At 37.3% G+C, this 20,978-nt stretch carries 25 protein-coding genes and 2 pseudogenes; 16 read left to right on the top strand and 11 right to left on the bottom strand.

Features of this window, described 5'->3' with window-relative positions; genetic code table 11:
- Positions 1–147: 147 nt before the first annotated feature.
- The 6 genes from A0126_RS19010 to A0126_RS18985 form a co-directional block, all read right to left on the bottom strand.
- Positions 148–369: a hypothetical protein gene (locus A0126_RS19010; RefSeq protein WP_088838368.1), complete on the bottom strand. Its 222-nt coding sequence runs from the start codon at positions 367–369 to the stop codon at positions 148–150.
- A gap of 47 nt (positions 370–416) precedes the next feature.
- A complete protein-coding gene (locus tag A0126_RS19005) occupies positions 417–977 on the bottom strand; it encodes a DUF5067 domain-containing protein (protein WP_088838367.1) in 561 nt (186 codons plus the stop codon).
- A 21-nt stretch (positions 978–998) separates the two neighbouring features.
- Complete coding sequence (locus A0126_RS19000) at positions 999–1,223, bottom strand: DUF3006 domain-containing protein (protein ID WP_088838366.1); 225 nt, start codon at positions 1,221–1,223, stop codon at positions 999–1,001.
- Positions 1,220–2,065: a ComEC/Rec2 family competence protein gene (locus A0126_RS18995; RefSeq protein ID WP_088838365.1), complete on the bottom strand. Its 846-nt coding sequence runs from the start codon at positions 2,063–2,065 to the stop codon at positions 1,220–1,222. Before A0126_RS18995 ends, A0126_RS19000 begins: the two co-directional genes overlap by 4 nt.
- Before the next feature lie 140 nt (positions 2,066–2,205).
- Positions 2,206–2,403: a hypothetical protein gene (locus A0126_RS18990; protein WP_088838364.1), complete on the bottom strand. Its 198-nt coding sequence runs from the start codon at positions 2,401–2,403 to the stop codon at positions 2,206–2,208.
- Between the two features lie 744 nt (positions 2,404–3,147).
- Positions 3,148–3,600 carry a JAB domain-containing protein gene (locus A0126_RS18985; RefSeq protein ID WP_088838363.1) on the bottom strand — a complete coding sequence of 151 codons (453 nt, stop codon included), beginning with the start codon at positions 3,598–3,600 and terminating at the stop codon, positions 3,148–3,150.
- Positions 3,601–4,074: 474 nt separating this feature from the next.
- On the opposite strand from A0126_RS18985, the gene relB reads away from it, so the two are divergent.
- The 5 genes from relB (at position 4,075) to A0126_RS18955 (ending at position 7,315) form a co-directional block, all read left to right on the top strand.
- A complete protein-coding gene (gene relB, locus A0126_RS18975) occupies positions 4,075–4,299 on the top strand; it encodes a type II toxin-antitoxin system RelB family antitoxin (RefSeq protein ID WP_088838361.1) in 225 nt (74 codons plus the stop codon).
- Positions 4,296–4,559: a type II toxin-antitoxin system RelE family toxin gene (locus A0126_RS18970; RefSeq protein WP_088838360.1), complete on the top strand. Its 264-nt coding sequence runs from the start codon at positions 4,296–4,298 to the stop codon at positions 4,557–4,559. Before relB ends, A0126_RS18970 begins: the two co-directional genes overlap by 4 nt.
- A 156-nt stretch (positions 4,560–4,715) precedes the next feature.
- Positions 4,716–4,979, top strand: coding sequence for a hypothetical protein (locus A0126_RS18965; RefSeq protein ID WP_088838359.1), 264 nt, complete (start codon positions 4,716–4,718; stop codon positions 4,977–4,979).
- 100 nt (positions 4,980–5,079) lie between these two features.
- Positions 5,080–6,273, top strand: a complete 1,194-nt coding sequence (locus A0126_RS18960; RefSeq protein WP_088838358.1) for a DNA cytosine methyltransferase — start codon at positions 5,080–5,082, stop codon at positions 6,271–6,273.
- On the top strand, positions 6,230–7,315 hold the full coding sequence (locus tag A0126_RS18955) for a restriction endonuclease (RefSeq protein ID WP_088838537.1): 1,086 nt from the start codon (positions 6,230–6,232) through the stop codon (positions 7,313–7,315). The genes A0126_RS18960 and A0126_RS18955 overlap by 44 nt, the downstream gene beginning before the upstream one ends.
- 375 nt (positions 7,316–7,690) lie before the next feature.
- On the opposite strand, the pseudogene A0126_RS19690 reads toward A0126_RS18955, so the two are convergent.
- The 4 genes and pseudogenes from A0126_RS19690 to A0126_RS18935 form a co-directional block, all read right to left on the bottom strand.
- A pseudogene (locus A0126_RS19690) lies at positions 7,691–7,951 on the bottom strand (cupin domain-containing protein); the annotation flags it as partial.
- 595 nt (positions 7,952–8,546) lie between these two features.
- Complete coding sequence (locus tag A0126_RS18945) at positions 8,547–9,041, bottom strand: hypothetical protein (protein ID WP_088838356.1); 495 nt, start codon at positions 9,039–9,041, stop codon at positions 8,547–8,549.
- Between the two features lie 35 nt (positions 9,042–9,076).
- Positions 9,077–9,574, bottom strand: coding sequence for a MauE/DoxX family redox-associated membrane protein (locus A0126_RS18940; RefSeq protein WP_088838355.1), 498 nt, complete (start codon positions 9,572–9,574; stop codon positions 9,077–9,079).
- Positions 9,571–11,247, bottom strand: a complete 1,677-nt coding sequence (locus tag A0126_RS18935) for an ABC transporter ATP-binding protein (protein ID WP_088838354.1) — start codon at positions 11,245–11,247, stop codon at positions 9,571–9,573. Before A0126_RS18935 ends, A0126_RS18940 begins: the two co-directional genes overlap by 4 nt.
- Positions 11,248–11,355: 108 nt before the next feature.
- Between A0126_RS18935 and A0126_RS18930 the strand changes: the two genes are divergently transcribed.
- From A0126_RS18930 to A0126_RS18910, 5 genes are all read left to right on the top strand, one after another.
- Positions 11,356–11,838, top strand: a complete 483-nt coding sequence (locus A0126_RS18930) for a hypothetical protein (RefSeq protein ID WP_088838353.1) — start codon at positions 11,356–11,358, stop codon at positions 11,836–11,838.
- Between the two features lie 28 nt (positions 11,839–11,866).
- Positions 11,867–12,070 (top strand): hypothetical protein, encoded by a 204-nt coding sequence (locus tag A0126_RS18925; protein ID WP_088838352.1) that lies wholly within the window; start codon positions 11,867–11,869, stop codon positions 12,068–12,070.
- An 80-nt stretch (positions 12,071–12,150) separates the two neighbouring features.
- Positions 12,151–12,852 (top strand): hypothetical protein, encoded by a 702-nt coding sequence (locus tag A0126_RS18920; protein WP_088838351.1) that lies wholly within the window; start codon positions 12,151–12,153, stop codon positions 12,850–12,852.
- Between the two features lie 4 nt (positions 12,853–12,856).
- On the top strand, positions 12,857–13,783 hold the full coding sequence (locus tag A0126_RS18915; RefSeq protein WP_088838350.1) for an AAA family ATPase: 927 nt from the start codon (positions 12,857–12,859) through the stop codon (positions 13,781–13,783).
- A 4-nt stretch (positions 13,784–13,787) separates the two neighbouring features.
- Complete coding sequence (locus A0126_RS18910) at positions 13,788–14,831, top strand: DUF58 domain-containing protein (protein ID WP_088838349.1); 1,044 nt, start codon at positions 13,788–13,790, stop codon at positions 14,829–14,831.
- Between the two features lie 166 nt (positions 14,832–14,997).
- On the opposite strand, the pseudogene A0126_RS19685 reads toward A0126_RS18910, so the two are convergent.
- Positions 14,998–16,011: pseudogene (locus A0126_RS19685) on the bottom strand (transposase); the annotation flags it as partial.
- Positions 16,012–16,702: 691 nt separating this feature from the next.
- On the opposite strand from A0126_RS19685, the gene A0126_RS18895 reads away from it, so the two are divergent.
- The 6 genes from A0126_RS18895 to A0126_RS19670 all read left to right on the top strand — a co-directional run bounded on the left by A0126_RS18895 (position 16,703) and on the right by A0126_RS19670 (position 20,502).
- Complete coding sequence (locus A0126_RS18895) at positions 16,703–17,359, top strand: hypothetical protein (RefSeq protein ID WP_088838346.1); 657 nt, start codon at positions 16,703–16,705, stop codon at positions 17,357–17,359.
- 42 nt (positions 17,360–17,401) lie between these two features.
- Positions 17,402–17,671: a hypothetical protein gene (locus tag A0126_RS18890; protein WP_088838345.1), complete on the top strand. Its 270-nt coding sequence runs from the start codon at positions 17,402–17,404 to the stop codon at positions 17,669–17,671.
- Positions 17,672–18,037: 366 nt separating this feature from the next.
- Positions 18,038–18,331 (top strand): hypothetical protein, encoded by a 294-nt coding sequence (locus tag A0126_RS19680; RefSeq protein ID WP_239456787.1) that lies wholly within the window; start codon positions 18,038–18,040, stop codon positions 18,329–18,331.
- A 48-nt stretch (positions 18,332–18,379) separates the two neighbouring features.
- The gene (locus A0126_RS19675) at positions 18,380–19,252 is read left to right on the top strand and encodes a hypothetical protein (RefSeq protein ID WP_239456785.1); all 873 of its coding nucleotides are present in this window, start codon (positions 18,380–18,382) and stop codon (positions 19,250–19,252) included.
- 11 nt (positions 19,253–19,263) lie between these two features.
- Positions 19,264–19,965: an IS21-like element helper ATPase IstB gene (gene istB, locus A0126_RS18880; RefSeq protein ID WP_088838536.1), complete on the top strand. Its 702-nt coding sequence runs from the start codon at positions 19,264–19,266 to the stop codon at positions 19,963–19,965.
- Positions 19,966–20,370: 405 nt separating this feature from the next.
- Positions 20,371–20,502 carry a plasmid recombination protein gene (locus A0126_RS19670; RefSeq protein ID WP_239456783.1) on the top strand — a complete coding sequence of 44 codons (132 nt, stop codon included), beginning with the start codon at positions 20,371–20,373 and terminating at the stop codon, positions 20,500–20,502.
- Positions 20,503–20,978: the final 476 nt, after the last annotated feature.

Raw genomic sequence — 20,978 nt, 5'->3', positions numbered from 1 at the left:
CAGATCGAAAAGGTTCAAGCGAGTATGCTGTCTGAGATGGATTGGTCGGATGAAGAAACAGCAGAAAAGAAAGCAGCTACTATCTTAAAGGGATAAAACAAAACAGCAACATCGCTTTAAAAAAAAAAGCGATGTTGCTGTTTTTGCTTACTTGAAATATTTCTGCTGTAAAATAAACTGTTCAAAGCTGAATTTTGAAATAATCCGATGCCCAGAGCGATCCAACTTCCGTGTTTGAAGATACGCTTCAAATGTGGATACTATCTCTTCCATATCCAATCGTTGTTTAACACCTACGATCATATACGGTTTAAAATTTTCTTCCATTTCTAGAATAAGTGCTTGTGCCTCTGTGAGTGTTTGTTCCATATTCATCAACCTTCCTTCATTCAATGGGATTCCCTTTATTCATCTGCTTATTTCAATTCAATCTTTTTTTCACCAAGCTCTTTTCCCGCCATTCCTTGAGTTGCTTTCAATGTGACGACCGCTTTTGGATCATCGATATCGTAAGCCATGACTCCCTTCGCGGTACCCCCTGGTTTGATGTCATCAAGCTGATGTTCTAAATAAGAGGCATACTTCTCTTCTTGTGGTGTCATGCCTACCTCTAACTTATTGATCGTATCGGTTCCTTCTTGTGTCGCTTCGAAACAGGCAATCCACGTGGTCATTCCATTCAATGGTTCCTTACTATCATTTGTCGTCTCGTATGTGAAGACGAGTTGTGGCTTCTCGCGGAAGTATTCTTTACTTGGCTCAAGCACTTCTGTCGAGAGGATCTTGACTGTCGCCATGTCGATTTTTAGAGTATCGTCCTTGAAATAAACATCCTCTTTTTTCGTTTCCGCTACCTCGACCTTTTCAGTCGGATTCGCTGCTTTTTTAGGTGGATCTTCTATCGTTTCTTGTGTACCGCATCCAACGAGTGATAACCCTAGCCCAACGATCACGACCGCTTGTCCTAACTTATTCATCTGCTTCAGCTCATTTCCTTTTTAGTCTTCCCATAGTTCTTCCATCAACTCATCGATTTCGTCTGACAGTCGTTGCCGCTCTTGGTCATCCTTTTCGATATGACCGTACTCATCGATCCAGATGACATCACCGGATTCAACCGTCATGGGAAAGCGAGAAATAAGGATGTCCCGCATCCCGTCGTCGAACTCGACGACGACCCACTTTCCTTCAATTCGATCGATGATCCCTTTACGCTTACTCATTTTGACTTCTTGATCGTGTAGGACGATCCGTTCCCTTCAAAGACGATTGTCCCATTCTTATCCGTCCGTAGCATCGTCGCCTTCGCCCGCTTCAGGTTTGTCACGACTTCGTTCGTCGGATGTCCGTAAGCGTTCTTCCCAACGCTAATGACGGCATATTTCGGTTTGACGTACTTGAGGAACGTCGCACTTGTTGATGTCTTCGCCCCATGATGCCCGACCTTGAGGACGTCCGCACGCAACGTCTTCTTCTTCGCGATCATGTCTTGCTCCGATTTCAGTTCCGCGTCGCCTGTGAACAGGAACGTATTCTTCTTATACGCAACGTGCAACACGGCGCTCCAATTGTTCAAATCACTGTTCGCATAATCCTTCACCGGTCCGACGAACTGCGCCTTGACGCCTTTGACCGGAAGCGAGACTCCTGCTTTCGCTGTCTTGATCGTCAGCTTCTCGCGTTTGACGGCCAGCAGGAAATCCTTATAGGCTTGCGTCGTGTGTTTGACCTTCGGGGCATAGACACTCTTGACCTTGAATGAGTCAAGTACCTCATCGAGTCCACCAATATGGTCGGCATCCGGATGCGTTGAGATCAGCATCTCGATGTCACCAACCTTCTGCTTCTTCAGATAGGCGACGAGTGCATCGCCTTTCCCTTTGTTACCACCATCCATGACGATATCCTCACCACTCGGCATCTTGATGTAGATCGCATCACCTTGTCCAACATCGATGTAATGGACCTTAATTTTCGGAGTCGCGGCCTCCGCACTCTGTAACGGTCCTACCAATAAGCCCACACTTGCGAGTACCAGACTGGCGCCCATCCATTTTCTCTTCATCTTGCATCGCTCCATTTCTGATTTGTAAGTTATCTTCAGTATACCGTGAATACCAGGAGAATAATGGGTATATTTCCCACCTATCATTTTTTCTTGATAGGTCGCATCTTTTAACAAGAAACATATAAAAAAACAGACCTTTAACGGGCCTGTTCCAAATAGTGTTGCTGAATAAAAGCGAGCAGTATATCGACATCAACGAACCAGGTCACATGCTCGATCGAACCATCTACTTCTCGTACCAATCGAACTTGTGCATCAATGATAGTCACTTTTTGCGAGTGCTCCACCATGTCCATCCATTTTCTAGACTCTTCGTTTTCCAAAGTTGTATTCATTTTCGTCACTCCTCTTTGGTTTGCTTGAACACAGCATATAATCGTGAAGGATATCTTACGAATCCGTTTAATCGAGATAAGCACGACGATAGTTGAACCAACGAAGGAGTTAAGGACGAATCTAGGACTATTTCCACTTCATTCTTTAAAATACGGCGAATCATTTAGAATAGGAATCCCATCATAATTGGTACTTGCAGATTAAATCAGTTTGAGACTCCTAAACTTATTTTCTGGTCTTATCACGCTCCGTGCCTTCCGTCGCAAGGATCAGGAACGTAGAGATGCCTCACGCTAGTGAGTCGCAACTCTCGTTATCGATCCGGCAGGAAGGCAGCGGTGCGATGAGGATGTTGCTGCTACGCAGCCTACAGCCTCACGCATGAGCCCGAAAGTTCTTCTCTTGTCACTACTAACACATACAAACTAAATCGAAACGAACAGAGGATAATCCACTCAAAGATAAAAGATGTACATACGTACACCGACAGCAATTCCACTACTTCTTCTATGACCGCTTCCTCAACAACCAGCACCTCTCACGAATCGACATCAGACGATTCGAAGCCTCTCTAGCCCGCAGTGGATTCGTCCACTGCGGGCTTCTTTCCTCACTTGGATTTGGTACAAATCCATTCCGTATCTGCTTGTACATCTTTCAAAGAAAAACGGATTCGTTTTTCGTCCATGCTTTACGCGCGGACAGGACGGGAGTGTCCCACCTGTCTACGCTGAAGGGTAAATTTAAAGCAATCCTTGGGCTTTTAAGCTGACATAATCGTCTCCTGCCCCGACGACGATATGGTCAAGCAATTTGATACCGATGATGCGTCCGACTTCCTGCAAGCGTTCCGTCACCTCGATGTCCTCGAGGGACGGCTTCGGGTCGCCGCTCGGATGCTGATGGCTGACAATGAGCGACGTCGCATTGTTGAGGATAGCGGACTTGAAAATTTCACGAGGGTGGATAATGCTCGAATTGATGCTCCCGACATGCGCCCGGTGAACGGCGATGACCCGGTTCTTCGTGTTCAGTAGGATGACAAGGAATACCTCACGGTCATCGTCCTGGATGAAGCGTCTGGCGACAAGGAAAGCGTCCTCTGGTGACGTGATATGCGTCGTCTCGAGGGGGACGTCCGGTTCCCGGACCTCTTGGCGGATACGTGTGATTTCAACGAGTTTGGTCAGTTTCATGGAAAAGCTCCTTTCGCGAGTGAGATGCAGTCCGACACGGTGCCGTCCTGTTGACGGGAACGCAGCGAGCGTCGCGAGACGGGGCAAGGGTGACCGCAGGGAAAGATCAAAAAAAGCGAATAGCGCACCGGGACGAAGGCTTCCGGAGCCCGCGAGCGAAAAGCTTGCTTTGAGCCAAAACGCGGAGGAAGACGAGGAACGGCAGCGGCTTTTTTTGATGGCCCTTGCGCCGACGAGGAGCGAGCTAGAGTACGGAAACAGGACGGCTTTCGATCCCTTTCATCAGACAGAGCGGTCCCGCTCTGGTCCATTTGAACATGATTTCAATCTACTTTTTCATCTAATCGTACTCATTCATGATGTTTAGCCGCTGAACTTCATCTTGCAAAGAATATTTTTCTGAATCATTATCCTCAATTCTATGTACTAAAAGCTTAGTTTGTATTACAATGTATTACAAAGGAGCTGATAATCATGAGTACCATTTCCGTACGTCTGGATGATCAGGATACACGACTCATCAAGGAATATGCGAAAGCAAAGAACATCACGATTTCTACGCTTGTTCGCGATGCTGTCCTCGACCGTATCGAAGACGAAATCGATTTACAACTCTATCATGATTCCATGGCAGCACACCGTAAAAACTCAGAAGCTATCTCTTTCGATGATATGATGAAGGAACTTGATTCAGAATGACAGCATATACGGTAGAGTTTGAGCGAGGAGCTCAAAAGTCTCTCAAGAAGATGGATCCCCAACAAGCGCGGATCATCATGTCCTGGATCAAGAAGAATCTGGTCGGGACGGATGATCCGCGTCTTCATGGTAAAGGATTGGTCTCGAATCGCTCGGGTGAATGGCGCTATCGCATTGGCGACTATCGTCTGATTGCTGACATTCAGGACGAAAAAGTCGTGATCTTGATTCTTGAAATCGGACATCGTCGAGATATCTAGAATTAATCGTTCATTCATGTTTGTTTAAAAAAGTAAAATAGTATATTTCAAAGTTTATTTATTTTCAAAGAAGAATATCTTTAATCATTTCTACTCTAATTAATTAAATAACGCAAAAGTATATGTATAAATATTATTAGAAAAGGATGTTGTGACATGCATAAGCAATTAATGCACTATACATTGTTTAAAAACAATATCAAAGTCGCTTCTGGAAATTTAGAAGCGCATGGTTCCTCGGTTTATGAAATGACTGAAGATGTTGTTCAAAAAATAAAAGAAAAGCATTTATTACTGGAATTAGAGTTCATTGATGTTTCAAATTTTTGGACCTTTGAAGGTGAATCAAACAACGAAAATATTCGTTTAGAATTCGCACCTCAAGGCATATATGCGGATAAGTTCGGATTAGAGGAATAATCATCTAATCAGTGAAAAATTTACTTTTAAAGATTAGTAAACTATGATGAATTAGAAACATATATTCGGTTTAGCTAATTAATAGAGAGGTTGTTTTTTTATGAATCACAAAATTTTTTCATTTTTTTCTGGAAGTGGATTTTTAGATTTAGGTTTTGAAATGGGTGGCTTTGATATTGTTTATGTAAACGAAATCCATAAACCTTTTATGGAGTGTTATAAATATTCAAGACAATCATTAAAACTTCCAACTCCTCATTATGGTTATCACGAAGGAGATATTACTGATTTACTTAATCCGGATAACTTAGAAGGATTAAACCGTGCAGTTCTTGAACAAAAAGAATACGGGAATATTACTGGTTTTATTGGTGGACCACCGTGTCCCGATTTCTCTGTAGGTGGTAAGAATCGAGGCGGTGAAGGTGAAAATGGCAAGCTGACAGGAACATATATTGATTTAATCTGTAAGGAGCAACCGTCATTTTTCTTATTTGAGAATGTCAAAGGTTTATGGAGGACTAAAAAACATCGTGCTTTTTATGAAGAGATGAAAGCAAAACTTCATTCCAGTGGTTATGTAACTACAGAAAGATTGATTAATTCATTAGAATATGGAGTTCCGCAACAAAGAGAACGTATAATTTTAATCGGTTTTCATAAGGATTTCTTGGACTCTAACGGTTACTCTAAAAATTTGAATGATAACAATATTCCTGAAAGTCAATTTCCTTGGAAAAAACACATGAAATATACTATGGATCAAATAGAAAGTATCCCTTTTCCTTCTACTAACGAGTTCAAGGAAAATTCTGAATCTATTTGTCCAAAAGGCATACCTAGCGAACTAACTGTCGAGCATTGGTTTAATCTAAACGATGTATTAAATCACCCAAATTCACATCAGTACTTCCAACCACGTTCCGGTTTGGCTAAATTTAAAGTTATCGATGAAGGCGACGATTCTAAAAAATCTTATAAAAGACTCCATCGTTGGAGATATTCACCTACAGCTGCATACGGAAATAATGAAGTGCATCTTCATCCCTACAAAGCTAGAAGGTTATCGATAGCAGAGGCACTAGCAATTCAGTCTCTGCCTAAAGACTTTGAGTTGCCACAAGACATTACTCTGTCTAACGCTTTTAAAACTGTAGGTAATGGTGTGCCTTATTTAGCATCTCTTGGACTTGCTAAAACAATACTGGATTTTTTGGAGGACAATCATGAATCAGATTACCGCAAGGAACTTGGTAACAATGATATCGCAATTACCAAGGAACCAACAGTATAACTATATACACAGTGCGACAAGAGGTGTAATTGAAATTGTTGATGTCACTTTACCTGAAGGACCAATTAGCATTAAGCGTTACAATCCAGCTAAAGGTCAATCTTCAAGTACTTCAGCACCTGTAACTATTTCTTCTCAAATGATTCAAAGGGTTGCTAATGCATTTACTCCAAACAATCCAATAAACTTCGATAGAATTCTTGGAGCAAGTTACAACACTCGATCTGTTTTAGAATCTCTTATAGCACACACTCCTCAGTTTTATCATTGTAAACCAGGTAGAGTTGATAATGTAGGTAGAAATTCAGCTAAAGTCAAAAAAGGACATAAACATTTAGTATGGATGCCTGATAATCCGCATCCTCTTGGTCAACTTGCAGAAACTGAAACTGCTGTCATTATCTCTGAAGTTCCTAGTAATGCAATTTATTATGATCCTATTGATATTACTAATACCCAGAGCCAATTTGAAATAGATGACATTGATATACAACGTCGTCATTCACAAATTCAAGTGGCATTGATTAGAATTGGTGAACAGTTAGGTTTTAGAACATGGATAGCTCAAAATGATAGAGGAATCTTGTATAATAATCGCAGAATTTCTGAAATGTCGAGTGTAGTAAAATCACTTGATACCGAAAATATGATTTTTCCTCACGCAGGTGCCGTTAGATCAGCTCACCTAATTGATTGTATTTGGTTTAAGAATGGGAGATTAATGCCAGCTGTTATGGAGGTTGAACATAGTACGGGTGTAACAAGCGGGTTGACTCGCATGAAGAATTTTTACGATCATATCCCACCATATCGAGATACTCGTTATGTAATAGTTGCTCCAGACGAAGAACGTGGGAAAGTAGTCCGTGAAGCTAATCGACCACAGTTCAGAGATTTAAATACAAGATTTTTCTCATATTCTGCAGTCGAAGAACTTTATTCTTTATGTCAAAGAAGACGAATTCGAGGAATTACAGAAGAGTTTTTAGATAGTTTCATGGAATCAGTTGTAACTGATGCAACTCATTTGCCATATTCATAATATGATCCAATATAATAAGAAAATTTTTCTAATCCTGAAATACAAACTTTTAATGTTGTATTTTAGGATTTTTTTATAAGGATAAGAAATACTGTATGAAAAACGACCATTATGTATACAAAAATGATTAGTCTTTCACAAATGTGTATTTAGTTGGTCTATTACATAATTTAAAGTCTATTAACTCATCTTTTTATCAATATGCTTTAAATAGCGTTTTTTACGTAAATAAGACAAATAGAACCTGCGTTTGTATTTCGACATCGAAATGCAAACGCAGGTTTTACAGATTCATTCATTGAATTAGTACAAACAAGTATTTTATACAGTCTCACAAATTAAACATATTTTAAGTTAAGCAATCAGTAAATACACTTATTTTAGTCTACCGTAATGACTATCGGATACCACTTCCAACCATTCTGGTGAACCAGCTGTGATTGCAATATGCTGGAACCAACTATTTTTAGAAGCTCCATGCCAGTCCTTTACTCCGTCTTGTGTGACGACCACATCTCCAGACGTTAGAAAACGGGCTTCTTTCCCTTCTTCCTGATACCATCCTTCGCCACCTGTCACTAAAAGAATTTGATACCCACCTCGATGGATATGCCAGTTGTTCCAACAGCCTGGCTCAGAGGAACGATGACACTCGAGGTGATTCTGCCAACTTGTGCCTGATGAATGGCGTTATACCATAGGTGATTATCATCTAATTACTTACATTCAAGATGAGATAGTCACTACCTTGCTGGACATTAGAGCAATGTCTATAAATGATATCTATGTATGCGTAAAAAATTTACATCATTCGTGCGGATTTCAATATACATCGCATATTCTGCTGCGAGGCACTATCCAAAATCGTCCGTATCGATAAATATATTGATACCGATTCGATAGAAATGATCTAACGAGCATTAATTAATTACTATCTATATAAATTTAAGGTTTTCGACAAGTTCTATCATGGTTTCAGCAATTTATTCGTTTCTATCATGAAGAATAATGCTCAGGTCTTTTAACTGGATTGGGTCCGTTAGAATTCTGGATTCAAGACAGTTAAGAGTTTTCTATTACTTTAACTACATTTAATAAAAGCAGTTCACCACAGATACACATATTTTTAAATAAAATATAGAGAGTATACAAAAAAGAAACGACTTTAATAATTAGTCGTTTCAAAAGGCATTACTTAAAATTATCCCTTCTAATTCCTACTGCAAGATAATCAGCTTATTTCCTGCATATTTTTTAGTTCTTCTACCCCATAAATTATTTGTGTTTGTCTAACTTTTAATTCTTTATTAAGAATTAATAATTGTGGTGTAGTCTTAACATCAAAAGCTCTATAAGCATCGTCACTAAGTAAGACATTATTATCCATGTCGCCACTGTAGTTCGATGGGAAGACAATTTTTACATTAACGTGAAGTAAATGGCGTTGATTAAAAATTTCTTTGCACGTTACACATGTTTCTGACAGAAAAATAAATGATAAATCTTCTTTCACGGTATTTAGTTCACTCAGTTTAATCGTTTTTTTATTAGAATTTTTAAAAGTAATATCGCCTAATTCCATATCATTTAAAGCTTGATTTTTATAAGTAAGATTCTCTTTCGAAAGTTTGACTAAATTTTGTAGTGTTTTCATTAAAAAGTAAATAATTCCTGATTGGATAAGCAATACTGTAGCAAAGATTAAGTATAAGACTGTATTTTTCATTATTTTTTCTCCTAACATGATTATGATTATGATTATTAGTTTAAAATTTGTTTTGCGTATTTTAACGCGTATGTCGTAAGTATAAGAGTAAATCCTAATTCTAAAATGACTAAGTTAAAGCCAGTAGAACTATACGTTTCTAAATGAAAAAGAGAATAACTTATGCCCATCAAAATTATATTCCTAATTAACAATAAAGATTTAGGAATATTGATCATATCCATAACACCACCACATTCGCATTTTTCTTTAGCGAATAAAATAATGTATAACGTATAAAGCGTTAACAAAGATAGAATTAAAAAATTTGCTTCTATATAGAACAAAAGAATGATTGGTAATATACATTCAATTATTCCAAATAAAACAGCGATTTGTGAAAGATTTTTAAACCCAATCGATTTTACCATGGGATTGATATCTCCCAAAATGGTCGCATAATAATTTTTTTTAGAAATTTTACTCAGTCCTGCTGAGAAAAACAATGTTATAAATATTATTTTGATTAAAGTAGAAAAATAGAAATCAATCAAAATACGGACACCTCACTTTTAGTTAGTAATTTTATTCTTTTGTTCCTCAATTCATAACAATGAGGAGTTATTTCTTTTAGCCTTGGATCATGTGAAATTAAAAACACAATTTTTCCTCGTTGTTTTAATAAATTGAGATCTTGAATAAGCATTTTAATTTTCTGGTCATCTAGATGATTAGAAGGTTCATCAAAAATATAGACATCACACTCTTTCAATAAAGTTCTGGTTAAAAATAAGAGTTGCCACTGACCACCAGAGAGATCAATACCATCCTCAAATTCTAAATCAAGAATTTTTGAAAAATCACTTTCAAATTGTTGGTAAAAACTATTTACCAGTTTAAAGTCGCTATGTAACACAGAATCGTGACTACTTAATAAATTGTGTAGAAAATCTCCGACCATTTTTATATTCCATTGATGTAGCACTGAAGCTTTTTTCTGCATAAAACTTTTTAAAGTCTCTTTGTCTAATAAATAGTTATTGTTGAGACTAACTTGAATATTAGAATCATAAATCCCAGTCAGACAGTTTAAAAGAGTACTTTTGCCTTCCCCATTTGCTCCCTGTAGCGTAAATATTTCTCCACTCTTAATCGTAAGTGGTTCTTCAACTTTCAATATTTCTTTATTAGGAAAAGCATAATTTAAACGCTGCAAGCTAAATGTATGTATATTTTCTTCTAAAATAGTGTCTTCAGGTAATGACTCTTTTTTCGAAGAGATATCTGTACTTTCTAATTTTAAATGAGTAATAAACTCTTCAATATACCTAGTTCTATTCTTAAACTCTCTTAATTCCACGTAATTATCACCTAACTGTGAAATTGAGGACTGAAAGTTATTCATGCTTTGAAGAATCAATACAATTTTAGCTGCAGAAAACGTAGCAGATTTCCAAATAAAGAAGCAAATAAAAATAAAACTGCTTGTCATAATCATTTCAGTAGAAATGTTAAAATGACTAAGTTTCTTTAATTGTTGAGCTTTTATAGATGTAATTTTTTCATAATGTACAACCCATATTTTAAATAACTTTTTAAAGCTGTTATTCAAGTAAATTTGTGGTTGGTTTTTTGAGAACTTCATTTCAGACAATAACTTATCATTCATTCTTGTATCATTTAACAATTCGATCGTTTGTTCAAATTGAAGCTTACCTATGTAACGGTTTACTGCAATCGACAAGATACTCGCAATCAACACAGATAATACAATGAAAATATTTAAACTTAACACTAACAAAAGAGTTCCTGATAATGTAATCAAATTTCTAATAATAGAAAAGAAAGTCTGATATAAGCCTGAAATTTCTTGATCAAATCCTTCTATGATCGATACTTTATTTTGAAATTTTGGTGATTGTAAGTATAAAAAATCTTGCTGTGAATAATAGGTATTCAATGTTTCAACAAAATTCTTTTTTATGTTCTTATTAAGATGTAAAAGAACAATCTTCATATAATCATTTATAACTGGACCGCTTACAATGCTTAAAATTAATAAAAATGAATACAGGATAAAAGAGTCCAGAGACTGATGCTCAGTTACAATCTCAACAATCTTTGTAAAAAGATATACACCTGCAACCGGAAATATTCCTAAAAGAATATTTCCGAATATCAGTTTAATGATATTCTTATCGAAATAGCGGAATAACAAAAAAAACATATTACCTCCTAAATAATTTGAATATTGACAACAGTTAAATATTAACTCATAATCCAATATATAGCCAATATTAATTGTTGAAATCCAATATAAGGTTTCGGAGGTACTATGCTTGTTCTCTTTCTGATCATTTTAATTATTTATATCGCAATACTTTTTAATTTTTCTAAATTATCTAAACGTTCTAAGGAAAATTTACCTATTGTCCTTTCCTTATCTGATATGATACCGTTGGATATAGTTGGAAAAAACGTTTCTTCTGTATTTCCAGAATCAGTTTCAAAAAGTATTCTTCCAGATCAATATTATGTATGGGTATCTAGTACTTGCAATGCTTGTGAGAAGTCCTTAAAAGAGGCCTGTGAACTACTAGATCATAATAACAATATTGAGAAAAAATTATTAATTCTAACTACTGAACCCAATACAAAATATCAAAAATTACATTCTAAATTTGAAGAAGTATCTTTATTCGAAAAAATCTCTACTTATGATATGGGAGAAATTCTTTATTCAACACCTTGTTACTTTAAGGTAGATGCGAACAAAAAATTTTCTGATATTTCACTTAATCCTAATTTTCAGATTTAATATCTTTACTTGAAAGGAGGTGAGAAAAATGACTAAGTTCTTCCAAAAATTAGTGGATAATGGTCCACAATACATTGTTGTATGTTCAAGCACTTTTCGTGATTTCAAATGCCGCAATAAAAGTGGTTGTGGTGGTGTAGGTAGCAATGCTACATATTCTTATGACCGCGATCGTGGTACAGGTACTGACTGTGGCGGTTACAAATTTGAGAACTGCGGATGTTTCATCTAATCAAAAATCCGTAAATATCAAAAAAGAGCATACTCTATGCTCTTTTTTGGTATTTACTAATATACTTGAGGTATCCATCAATGAATGCTAAAAAAATGTATATATTTACACTAACTATTCTAATAGTAGTTGTAATTATAAAATTTACATCGGCTTATACTTACGTAACATATATTAAGGCTCCAGAAAAAAAATATGACACGTTCGACTTTTTTGAGCGAAAATCGACTGGAGTATCTGTTAAAAGACCTGAGGGTGATGGCTATGACCTAAGAACTTCTAATCAAAAAGGTGGAAGCGGAGGCAGCCCGGGTGCAGATACTTCTAAAAGTAGTCTTTGGACAAATACGAAAAGTTTAGTTAAAACAACTAAGTCCTTTACTATCCCTATAGCCTTAGTTGTTTCTATCATTTTAATTTACTTCTATCGACGTAATAAACGTAAAAAAAGACAGAATACTTCTGTTAGTTTTTCAAAAAGTGTAGATGATCTTCAACTTGCCATGCATACAGTGAAACCATTACATACTGAAGAAAATCAATTAATTGATTTCAATTCTAGTTTACGCAAATTAATTTTTACATTTAATGAATCACTATCTTCCAAGCTAAAAAGAAAAGAACATGAAACACTCTCAGAATGGTTTAATCGTATTCACTTTTCTCCAACAAATCATTTTGTATACGAAGAACATCGTTACGGAGAAGTTACTCTCGACAAATTAAATTCGGATGACATTAATTTATTAACTAAAGAAATGAAAGAATTTTTAGGGGGATAAACCTATGCATATTCAAGAACTACTTAAAGAAATCAATACTATCTATCTTGGGAAACCAGAAGTAGTTGAACTATGCTTTACAGCATTGCTAGCTGATGGACATATTTTATTAGAAGATGTACCAGGAACAGGTAAAACGATGTTAGCCAAAACTATATCTGATAGTTTCCATGGAAAGTTTTCACGGATTCAGTTTACTGCTGATTTACTTCCATCTGATATCATTGGTACTGACTTCTTTAATCTCAAAACACAGGAATTTGAGAACAAGCAAGGACCCATTTTTTCAAATATTGTATTAATTGATGAAATCAATCGCGCAGTTCCACGTACACAATCTGCGTTACTTGAAGCGATGGAAGAGCGACAAGTAACTATCGGAAGAGAAACATATCTCTTACCTTCTCCATTCTTTGTTATCGCAACTCAGAACCCAATTGAATCATCCGGAACTTTTCCTCTCCCTGATGCTCAACTGGATCGTTTTATGATGTGTTTAAACATGGGATATCCTGAATCACATTATGAAGTACAATTACTTGAAGAAATTATGACAAGTACACGACGTTCAACTAATCTTTCTATCTCGTTCAATGAATTGATTGAGCAAAAAAAATCAATTTCAAACATTATTATTTCTAAAGATATTTTGCAATATATTGTTGATTTAGCGGGTGCAACGCGTTCTCATCGATATGTAGAAACTGGAGTTAGTCCTCGTGCTACTATCGCCTTGGCTAAAGCAGCACGTAGTTATGCTTACTTAAAAAATCGCGATTTTGTTATTCCCGAAGATATCAAACATTTGGCACCTTTTGTTTTAGCTCATAGACTTACTTTGTCAATAGAAGGTGAAATCAAAACTACAAAACAAGAAATACTACTGGAAATTTTAGGTCAAGTTCACGTACCGGTAGAAGTAGGGATGTGATTATGTGCATACTACATCAGATATTCCTTTCTACTTAGAGAGGAAACTAATTCCCATACACATCACTTTTATTTTAATCTTTTTATTTTTTCCTTATACATCTTGGATTTCTTATATTTTTGCTATACTTTTATCCTTATCGATTTACATTGAGTTGTATCGGAAAAAGTTACAATCAAAATTCAAAGTTACATTTTCTCAGGAAGATCAAATTCTTTTTAAAGAAGAACGCAGCACATTTTCTATGAAAATTGAGAATAGAATTCTTATGAATGATATGAGCAAGGTTATTCAAATTCGTAAACCACATAGTAATGCGTATTCTGTAACATTTAATAATGAAAACGATACAATTTTCCAATTGAGTGAACTTCCTGATACGTTAAACTTTGATATTGTCGGTCATCAACGAGGACCTTTCCTCCTCGATGAATTTGCAATTATGGTGAAATTACCTTTAGGCATAGGTAATATCGTAGTCTCAGTACCTCCTCTCTTAAACTGGACTGTATATCCATCGATTGAGGTTAAAAATCCAAGGAAAATCCGTACTTTATTTAATTTAGGAGATCGAGCTACCAATCATTCTCCAATCAAAGATCGCTCGCAGCAAATTTCATCACATCCCTATACTATTGAACCTTCGCGACAAATCGATTGGTTTGCAACTGCTAAGCGAGGTAGTCTACAAGCTAAAATTTATCAGCCAAGTGCACAAGATACATTTACTATTATGCTTGATCTTTCTGCTTTAAATGGACCCGGTCTTCATCATCAGTATGAAGAACTCATTTCTCAAACTGCACTTGTAAGCAGAGAACTTATTTCAGAAGGCGGTAAAATCGAGCTATTTATTAACAAAATAGATGGGACAGGTAGAGTGACACATCTAAAAATACAAGAAGGTGCTGGTCACTTAAAGAAAATCTTGTATGTTCTTTCACAACTCTCCGAACGTGATGTATATGTCCCACATGTTAGATATAATTCTTACGTCAATCGAGTAAAAAATAAACAAAGTCAGTTGGTAGAAATCGCATTACCTTAATCATCAATCTTTAGAAATTAAAATTTTTGCTCATAGTGAACTGAGCCCTGAATAGCGGAAGATTGATAAAAAAAACCATTCGGTTTTTTTCAGATTGTAGACAAACCCTCATTTCGTAATTGAAATGAGGATTTGTTGTATGTAATGGTGACTAACATATGAATAAGACACGTTCAATTGTTTCCTGATATTTTCGATACAACGCTCGATTCACATCTGTTTGTCTGAGATGCTCTACTTAGTCCATCGCTTCTTGCCAGAGATGACCGAGAATGATTTTTCTGTGATCACGACTCTGCGTACACCGCGAAAGGCGTGGACATGTCTCGCAAATACGAGGATCAGAGACATACTCCCAATATTTATCCCGTGTCGTCGTCCGATAATGGAGAACTTGATTGTTTTCGCATAAATAACAGTCATAATGTTCGTCATAGTAAAAGTCTTTTGTTTTTAACATTCCTTTCACGCCTCTGGGGCGTGTACAAGGGAAGACGACACTGTCGTGGACATTGCCAGGTGTTACAATCATTCCTAGGATAAAAACATGCCGATTCAGATGGTATGACACGAATAAGCGAATTGCTTCTAACGTTCCTCCTTCACGTAATAGCCACTCTCCGGATCTGTCGTACTCTCCTTTATCTGACGTTCTTTAACACTCTTCGTTTTTGGGATGAAGGGCTTTTTTCCATGTAAGATCCGATCCTCTTGAACTAATTCGTCTTTTTACTGTTGGGCAGCGCGTCGAACGAGCTTCTTCTTGAAGTTTCTTTGTTTGCGTTCGCCTTGATGTGGGTTGAGTCGATAAAGATGACCGAAGGGGCACACGAACCCGACTTCGACTCCTTGGGTGAGGACGCGATAAAAAAATACTCTCAAAGACGTCCGTCCCCTGAAAGCGACGGACGTCTTTCTTCCCGAATGTAGAGAAATGGGGTACCTTCTGCCAGCCCAAGACCTAAAAACCAACGGTACGGTACGCCATGTTAGTCTCAATCTCTTTGATGGTACGTCGCATGGAAAGAATACCGAATACATATTGAAGAAGCGCCATCTTGATTAACAGGACGAGGTCGATGCTTGGTCTGCCGGTGTTTTCGCTATGCAATTTCTCAACGGCACGATAGATGAAGTCGACATCGATGACTGCATCGATTTTTCGGACGAGATAGTCTTCGGAAAACGATTCGAGGTGAATAAAAAAAGCGTACTCTTTCTTATTTAAGAGAAAAAACTGCACTTTGTCTTTAGTCTGAAAAGTGTACGCTGGCGAACACTTTTTTATCAAAAAATCCAAAACTAGTTTTTATAATAATGAGGATGAACTAGTATTTTAAAATTTTTCATTGATTTATAATAGAGAAGTCAGCTGTGGAATATCAATAAAGAAAAGTGTTATGAAAAGGATTATAAAAATTGGTCTTATTAAATTAGAGAATATAAAACAAAGAAAGGTGACGTAGGGTTACTGGTGACTACACAATTACTCAAGTTCATATCTAACTCATCAAGGAAAAACAGACCGGAAATGCGGTCGCCGAGATTGCGAAGTACTCTGCTAAAAGTAATGACATGGGCGTCAGTCTAGCAATATTCTAGACCTTCTACAATTCTTTGAAGGGTAAGCAAGTCATTTCTTGTAGTGGTCTCTTTAAAGAGTACATGTTGAAGTACAAAGCAAATGAATTAGAACATTACATGGAGAAGGATAAGAGCGAATACTTTTACAAAATCATGGCGAACTGGATTGCTGATTAATCTGAAGTTGTGCTGGAGTAATCCAGTTAACAGAACTCGAAAAATTAAAATACAATGGCAAAAATATTGATGAATTTGATATAGATTGATTTTACGAAAGGGTTGTTTAGATGAGTAAAAGTAAAGAGAATAATTTTTGGAAAACTTCATTTTTTAGTGGTATAGGTCCTGTTATTTTTACAGGTTTAATTACATTTTCGATAGCGTATATGAATTTAATTGCTGATGGTAAAACTAAGCCGATAAGTTTTAAAGGTTTCTCTCTTTCGGAAGATGTTCAGTTTATTTTACTTTTATCTTTTGTGGTTTTTATAGTTCTTTTAACTTTGAGAAGTATAAGAAATGCGATAGTTAAGTACAATGATTCAAAGCAAGAAACAGAAAGTTTAGGCGGGTCTTTTTATGGCGGCAATATTAAAGGGAACTTAGTTTTTAGAGAAACTTCAGAAGTGAGTTTTTTCTTTGAAACTGAATCTACAGTTTCTTCGGATCTTTATGGTAATGACAATTCTCCAATGATTTCCAATGTATATGTCAACGATATTTCTGGACCTTTTTGTAATCAAGATGATTTAGAATATGATGGGGTATGTGGTACAGAATTAACTGAATCTAAAACTTTTTTTGGACGCTACACATACGAATGTGTCGGTTGCGGAAAAAGAATAAAATCAAATTATTCTTCTCCCACACTAAGAGCAAAGGTTGAAAAACTTACTCTATCTTCGTTAAAGAAACAACTTAAAACAGGGCAGTTAAAAAGATAATTTTATCTTTTTGTAAAACATTAAATCTAAAGGAGAACGGAAATGGCTCAACAAATCTTTTTAAAAAAACAAGAGAAGATCGAAAAAATTCTTTCTGAATACGAAAAACAACCAAGTATTGAAGAATTAAAAAGAGCATTCAAATCTTTTTATCCTGATGATTGGAATAAAATAAACGCTAGATATAATAAGCATGAACAAAAAAGTAAAGGTAAACCTTTCCCTATGCCTCATCCTGAAAAGTACTTAGAAAATATATTCAAAGTACATTTAAAGAAAAAGAAATTAGAAGATCAAAAAATGATTGTGTAATGCAGAATAGGAGTGCAGACTTGTGCGACGGAAACGTACACAGTTCTGCACTCCTTTTGCGAAAAAAGAAAAGGACTTGCCAGCACCCACAAATTCATCCTAACGTTTAAGTTGCGAAACAAGAACGTTAAGGAGATGAAAGGAATACTAACAATGTCCGAAATTAATTGTATCAAATTTTTAAGGAACCATAAATCCTATTCCATCAATAAGATCGCGAAAGATCTTAACCTAAACTGGTGAACTGCTAAAAAATATGCCGATGAGTCTTTTCTACCAAAAGAAAGTCATTCTTCAAAGCGTGGCATGATGTACGGCACCCGTTGGGGCGAAATGATCGAGGACTGGCTACAGGAAGATGCGATGATGAAAAAGAAACAACGACGAACCAATAAAAAACTATATGAGACATTATGTACATATGGATTTGAAGGGTCCTACCGGACCGTCTGTCAATTCATCAAAGAATGGCGCCTAGGTCGCGATGTAGAAAACGATAGTCGGTACGAGCGTTTGGCCCATCCTCCCGGAGAGGCGCAGGTAGATTTCGGTGTCATGGAAGTCGTGAAAGACAGTCATGCGGTCGATGTGCATGGCCTGATCCTATCCATGCCGTATAGCAATCGGACAGCTGCGGTGGCGTTACCCGCAGAGAACTAGGAATGCTTCCTGACCGGGCTGAAGAGACTGTTCGAGGAGATTGGAGGCGTGCCGCAGCAATTACGTATCGATAATCTTCCGGCAGCCGTCGCTAAAGTACGTACGACAAAGGAAGAAGCCATCTATACGGACGCCTTCCAACAATTCGTGGCGCACTATGGTTTCGAAGTACAAAGCTGTAATCCCTACAGTGGGAATGAGAAAGGGAGCGTCGAAAACAAGGTAGGGTATGTCCGTTACAACTTCCTCGTCCCTTCTCCCGTAATGAATGACTTCGAATCATTGAACCGAAACCTCGCTTCATCCCTCAGGGATGATATGGAACGTATCCATTACGAAAAGAAGGTACGCATCAAGGATCTAGTCGCGGCGGAGCAAAAGCACCTTCTTCGACTGCCGGAAGAAGAATTTCCAGTATTCAGGGAGGAACTGTTGAAAGTGAACAAGTATGGAGAAGTGACTATCGATCAAACGAAGATCCTCGTTCCATCAGGTTCTCGACATGGACAAGTGAGAGCAATCCTGAAATGGGACCACATGAAAATCATTTCTCGTCACGGAGAAATACTGTATGAAGAAAAGCGACCATACATGATGACGAAACGTGTATTGCCATGGGAAAGTATCCTCAATGAGTGGTACAAAAAACCATGTAGTTATGGTCATTCGCGCCACGCAGAGTACCTCCCCGGACGAATTCGGGAGTATCTGAACATCCACAATTTGATAATCCGTAGAGAACGTCTGGGATGGTTACGCTCTAAATTAGTCATGCATTCGCTCAACGAGATCGATGAACGATTGTATGAGTTACTGAGTCAGAGTGATGCGTATTCCGACATCGAAGAGCATCCCTACGATGTCGACTGGAGTAAATATGACAGTCTGAACCGTCCATGGCAAAGTGAGGTGCAACCGTGAGTTTAAAAGAGATGTGCAAGTCCCTCCGATTAGCTTACGTCGCTGAAATTTATGAATCGATTCCGATGGAATCGTCCGAGAAGTTTCTCACGATACTCTTCGAGACGGAGATGAGACTTCGTGAAGAAGCAAAGGCAGAACGGCTCATAAAAAAAGCGAAGTTCATTAATAATAAATCGCTTGAAGACTATCGCTGGCATGACAATATTTACTTCCCCCGTCACCTGAAGAAAGAGGAATTGATGTCACTCTCTTTCATCGATCATCAACAAAATGTGGTACTCACAGGTGCCCCCGGCACTGGTAAGACACATCTTGCGATTGGTCTAGGACGGGAAGCCTGCCGCAAAGGAAAAGAGGTGCGTTTCTTTCGTGTTTCGGTGCTCGTAGAGCAACTCACAAAAGCATGGCGTGATGGAAAGCTGAGTAGCTTCCACTCACGTCTCGAATCTGCGGATCTTATCGTATTAGATGAAATGGGCTATCTTCCATTATCCAAAGAGTCCGCAGAGCTCCTCTTTCATCTCATAACAGACTGGTACGAAAAGAAAAGTATCATCATCACATCGAATCTAGAATTCAGTCAATGGAATCGTGTTTTCGCAGATCCAAGATTGACGTCAGCACTTGTAGATCGCGTTATCCATCATGCGCATATTCTGACATTCACGGGTGACAGTTATCGAGTTACACACGCATTATCACGAAATTGAAGCCTACTGGCAAAGTTCTGTACTTTTTTCTGCAATTCACTGCACAAACCTATTGCAAAATACAAAAATGATTGCAAAATCTTTAGATTTATAGAGTTTTTTATACTTTTAACGTTTTTTCTATATAATTTTTTAAATGTGTATGTAGACCTTTTTTAAGATTTTAATGTAGAAATTAATAAGCATGGTAATAAGATTCTAAAGGTGATGCTTAAGCGTCACCTTTTTTCGTGTCCAAAACATGAAACGACATCTGTCTTTAGTGGCGCAACCATTCTCTTTTTACCTCGTAGAGACCGTCTCTTGCTTTGCAAGAGTATAGCGGGCTATGTTCATATAAAATCAACGCCGACAACTTCCCCTCTCGCTTCTCTCGGTCTTTGTTTGGATAAGGAGGAAAAAACTATGTCGATCGAATTCGCCTGGAACGCTCAAAAGAACCAAATGTCTGACATCAAAGGCAAGGAAAGAGAACAAGAACGAGAAGGACAAATCAAAAATGACATGATAGATCGAAACCGCCCCCACCTCAATTAGGACCTCGTACAAAGTGAATTAAATCTCTATCAACGAGCAAAAGAACGGGTCGATCAATTCAAGTCTGAAAACAAACGAGTTCAAAAAATCGGTCATCACTTATCCGAATATCATCACCATTCCAGAATCTACAGCAAAGAAAATATCGAACGAACAAATGCACGATTACTTCAAAACGTATCATGATTATTTCGTTGATCGATTCGGAAAAGAGAATGTCCTCAGTTCGAAAATCCCCCCGACGAATCGACGCCTCACATACACCTTCACTTCATGCGCATCGACAAAGAAAACGGACGATAATGAATAAGGCGACATTGAACGAGATCCATGACAAGATTCCGGAAAGGCTGCGGGCAAAAGGATTCGATATTGTGCGCTGATCGGGAGAGAAAACGAAAGAGAAACTTGATATTCACCAGTACAAGGCAAAAAAAGAATTTGAAAAAGAAGTCGAGAGTATTGGGAAAGAAATA

The organism is Exiguobacterium sp. N4-1P (assembly GCF_002214325.1).
The sequence above is the reverse complement of the archived record's forward strand: the minus strand, read 5'-3'. Positions and strand labels throughout refer to the sequence as shown.

Bases quoted from the DNA above. Each gene is read 5' to 3' on its own strand.
- A0126_RS19010 (WP_088838368.1), bottom strand. From the start codon at position 369: ATGGAACAAACACTCACAGAGGCACAAGCACTTATTCTAGAAATGGAA.
- A0126_RS19005 (WP_088838367.1), bottom strand. From the start codon at position 977: ATGAATAAGTTAGGACAAGCGGTCGTGATCGTTGGGCTAGGGTTATCA.
- A0126_RS19000 (WP_088838366.1), bottom strand. From the start codon at position 1,223: ATGAGTAAGCGTAAAGGGATCATCGATCGAATTGAAGGAAAGTGGGTC.
- A0126_RS18995 (WP_088838365.1), bottom strand. From the start codon at position 2,065: ATGAAGAGAAAATGGATGGGCGCCAGTCTGGTACTCGCAAGTGTGGGC.
- A0126_RS18990 (WP_088838364.1), bottom strand. From the start codon at position 2,403: ATGAATACAACTTTGGAAAACGAAGAGTCTAGAAAATGGATGGACATG.
- A0126_RS18985 (WP_088838363.1), bottom strand. From the start codon at position 3,600: ATGAAACTGACCAAACTCGTTGAAATCACACGTATCCGCCAAGAGGTC.
- relB (WP_088838361.1), top strand. From the start codon at position 4,075: ATGAGTACCATTTCCGTACGTCTGGATGATCAGGATACACGACTCATC.
- A0126_RS18970 (WP_088838360.1), top strand. From the start codon at position 4,296: ATGACAGCATATACGGTAGAGTTTGAGCGAGGAGCTCAAAAGTCTCTC.
- A0126_RS18965 (WP_088838359.1), top strand. From the start codon at position 4,716: ATGCATAAGCAATTAATGCACTATACATTGTTTAAAAACAATATCAAA.
- A0126_RS18960 (WP_088838358.1), top strand. From the start codon at position 5,080: ATGAATCACAAAATTTTTTCATTTTTTTCTGGAAGTGGATTTTTAGAT.
- A0126_RS18945 (WP_088838356.1), bottom strand. From the start codon at position 9,041: ATGAAAAATACAGTCTTATACTTAATCTTTGCTACAGTATTGCTTATC.
- A0126_RS18935 (WP_088838354.1), bottom strand. From the start codon at position 11,247: ATGTTTTTTTTGTTATTCCGCTATTTCGATAAGAATATCATTAAACTG.
- A0126_RS18930 (WP_088838353.1), top strand. From the start codon at position 11,356: ATGCTTGTTCTCTTTCTGATCATTTTAATTATTTATATCGCAATACTT.
- A0126_RS18925 (WP_088838352.1), top strand. From the start codon at position 11,867: ATGACTAAGTTCTTCCAAAAATTAGTGGATAATGGTCCACAATACATT.
- A0126_RS18920 (WP_088838351.1), top strand. From the start codon at position 12,151: ATGAATGCTAAAAAAATGTATATATTTACACTAACTATTCTAATAGTA.
- A0126_RS18915 (WP_088838350.1), top strand. From the start codon at position 12,857: ATGCATATTCAAGAACTACTTAAAGAAATCAATACTATCTATCTTGGG.
- A0126_RS18895 (WP_088838346.1), top strand. From the start codon at position 16,703: ATGAGTAAAAGTAAAGAGAATAATTTTTGGAAAACTTCATTTTTTAGT.
- A0126_RS18890 (WP_088838345.1), top strand. From the start codon at position 17,402: ATGGCTCAACAAATCTTTTTAAAAAAACAAGAGAAGATCGAAAAAATT.
- A0126_RS19680 (WP_239456787.1), top strand. From the start codon at position 18,038: ATGAAAAAGAAACAACGACGAACCAATAAAAAACTATATGAGACATTA.
- istB (WP_088838536.1), top strand. From the start codon at position 19,264: ATGTGCAAGTCCCTCCGATTAGCTTACGTCGCTGAAATTTATGAATCG.
- A0126_RS19670 (WP_239456783.1), top strand. From the start codon at position 20,371: ATGTCGATCGAATTCGCCTGGAACGCTCAAAAGAACCAAATGTCTGAC.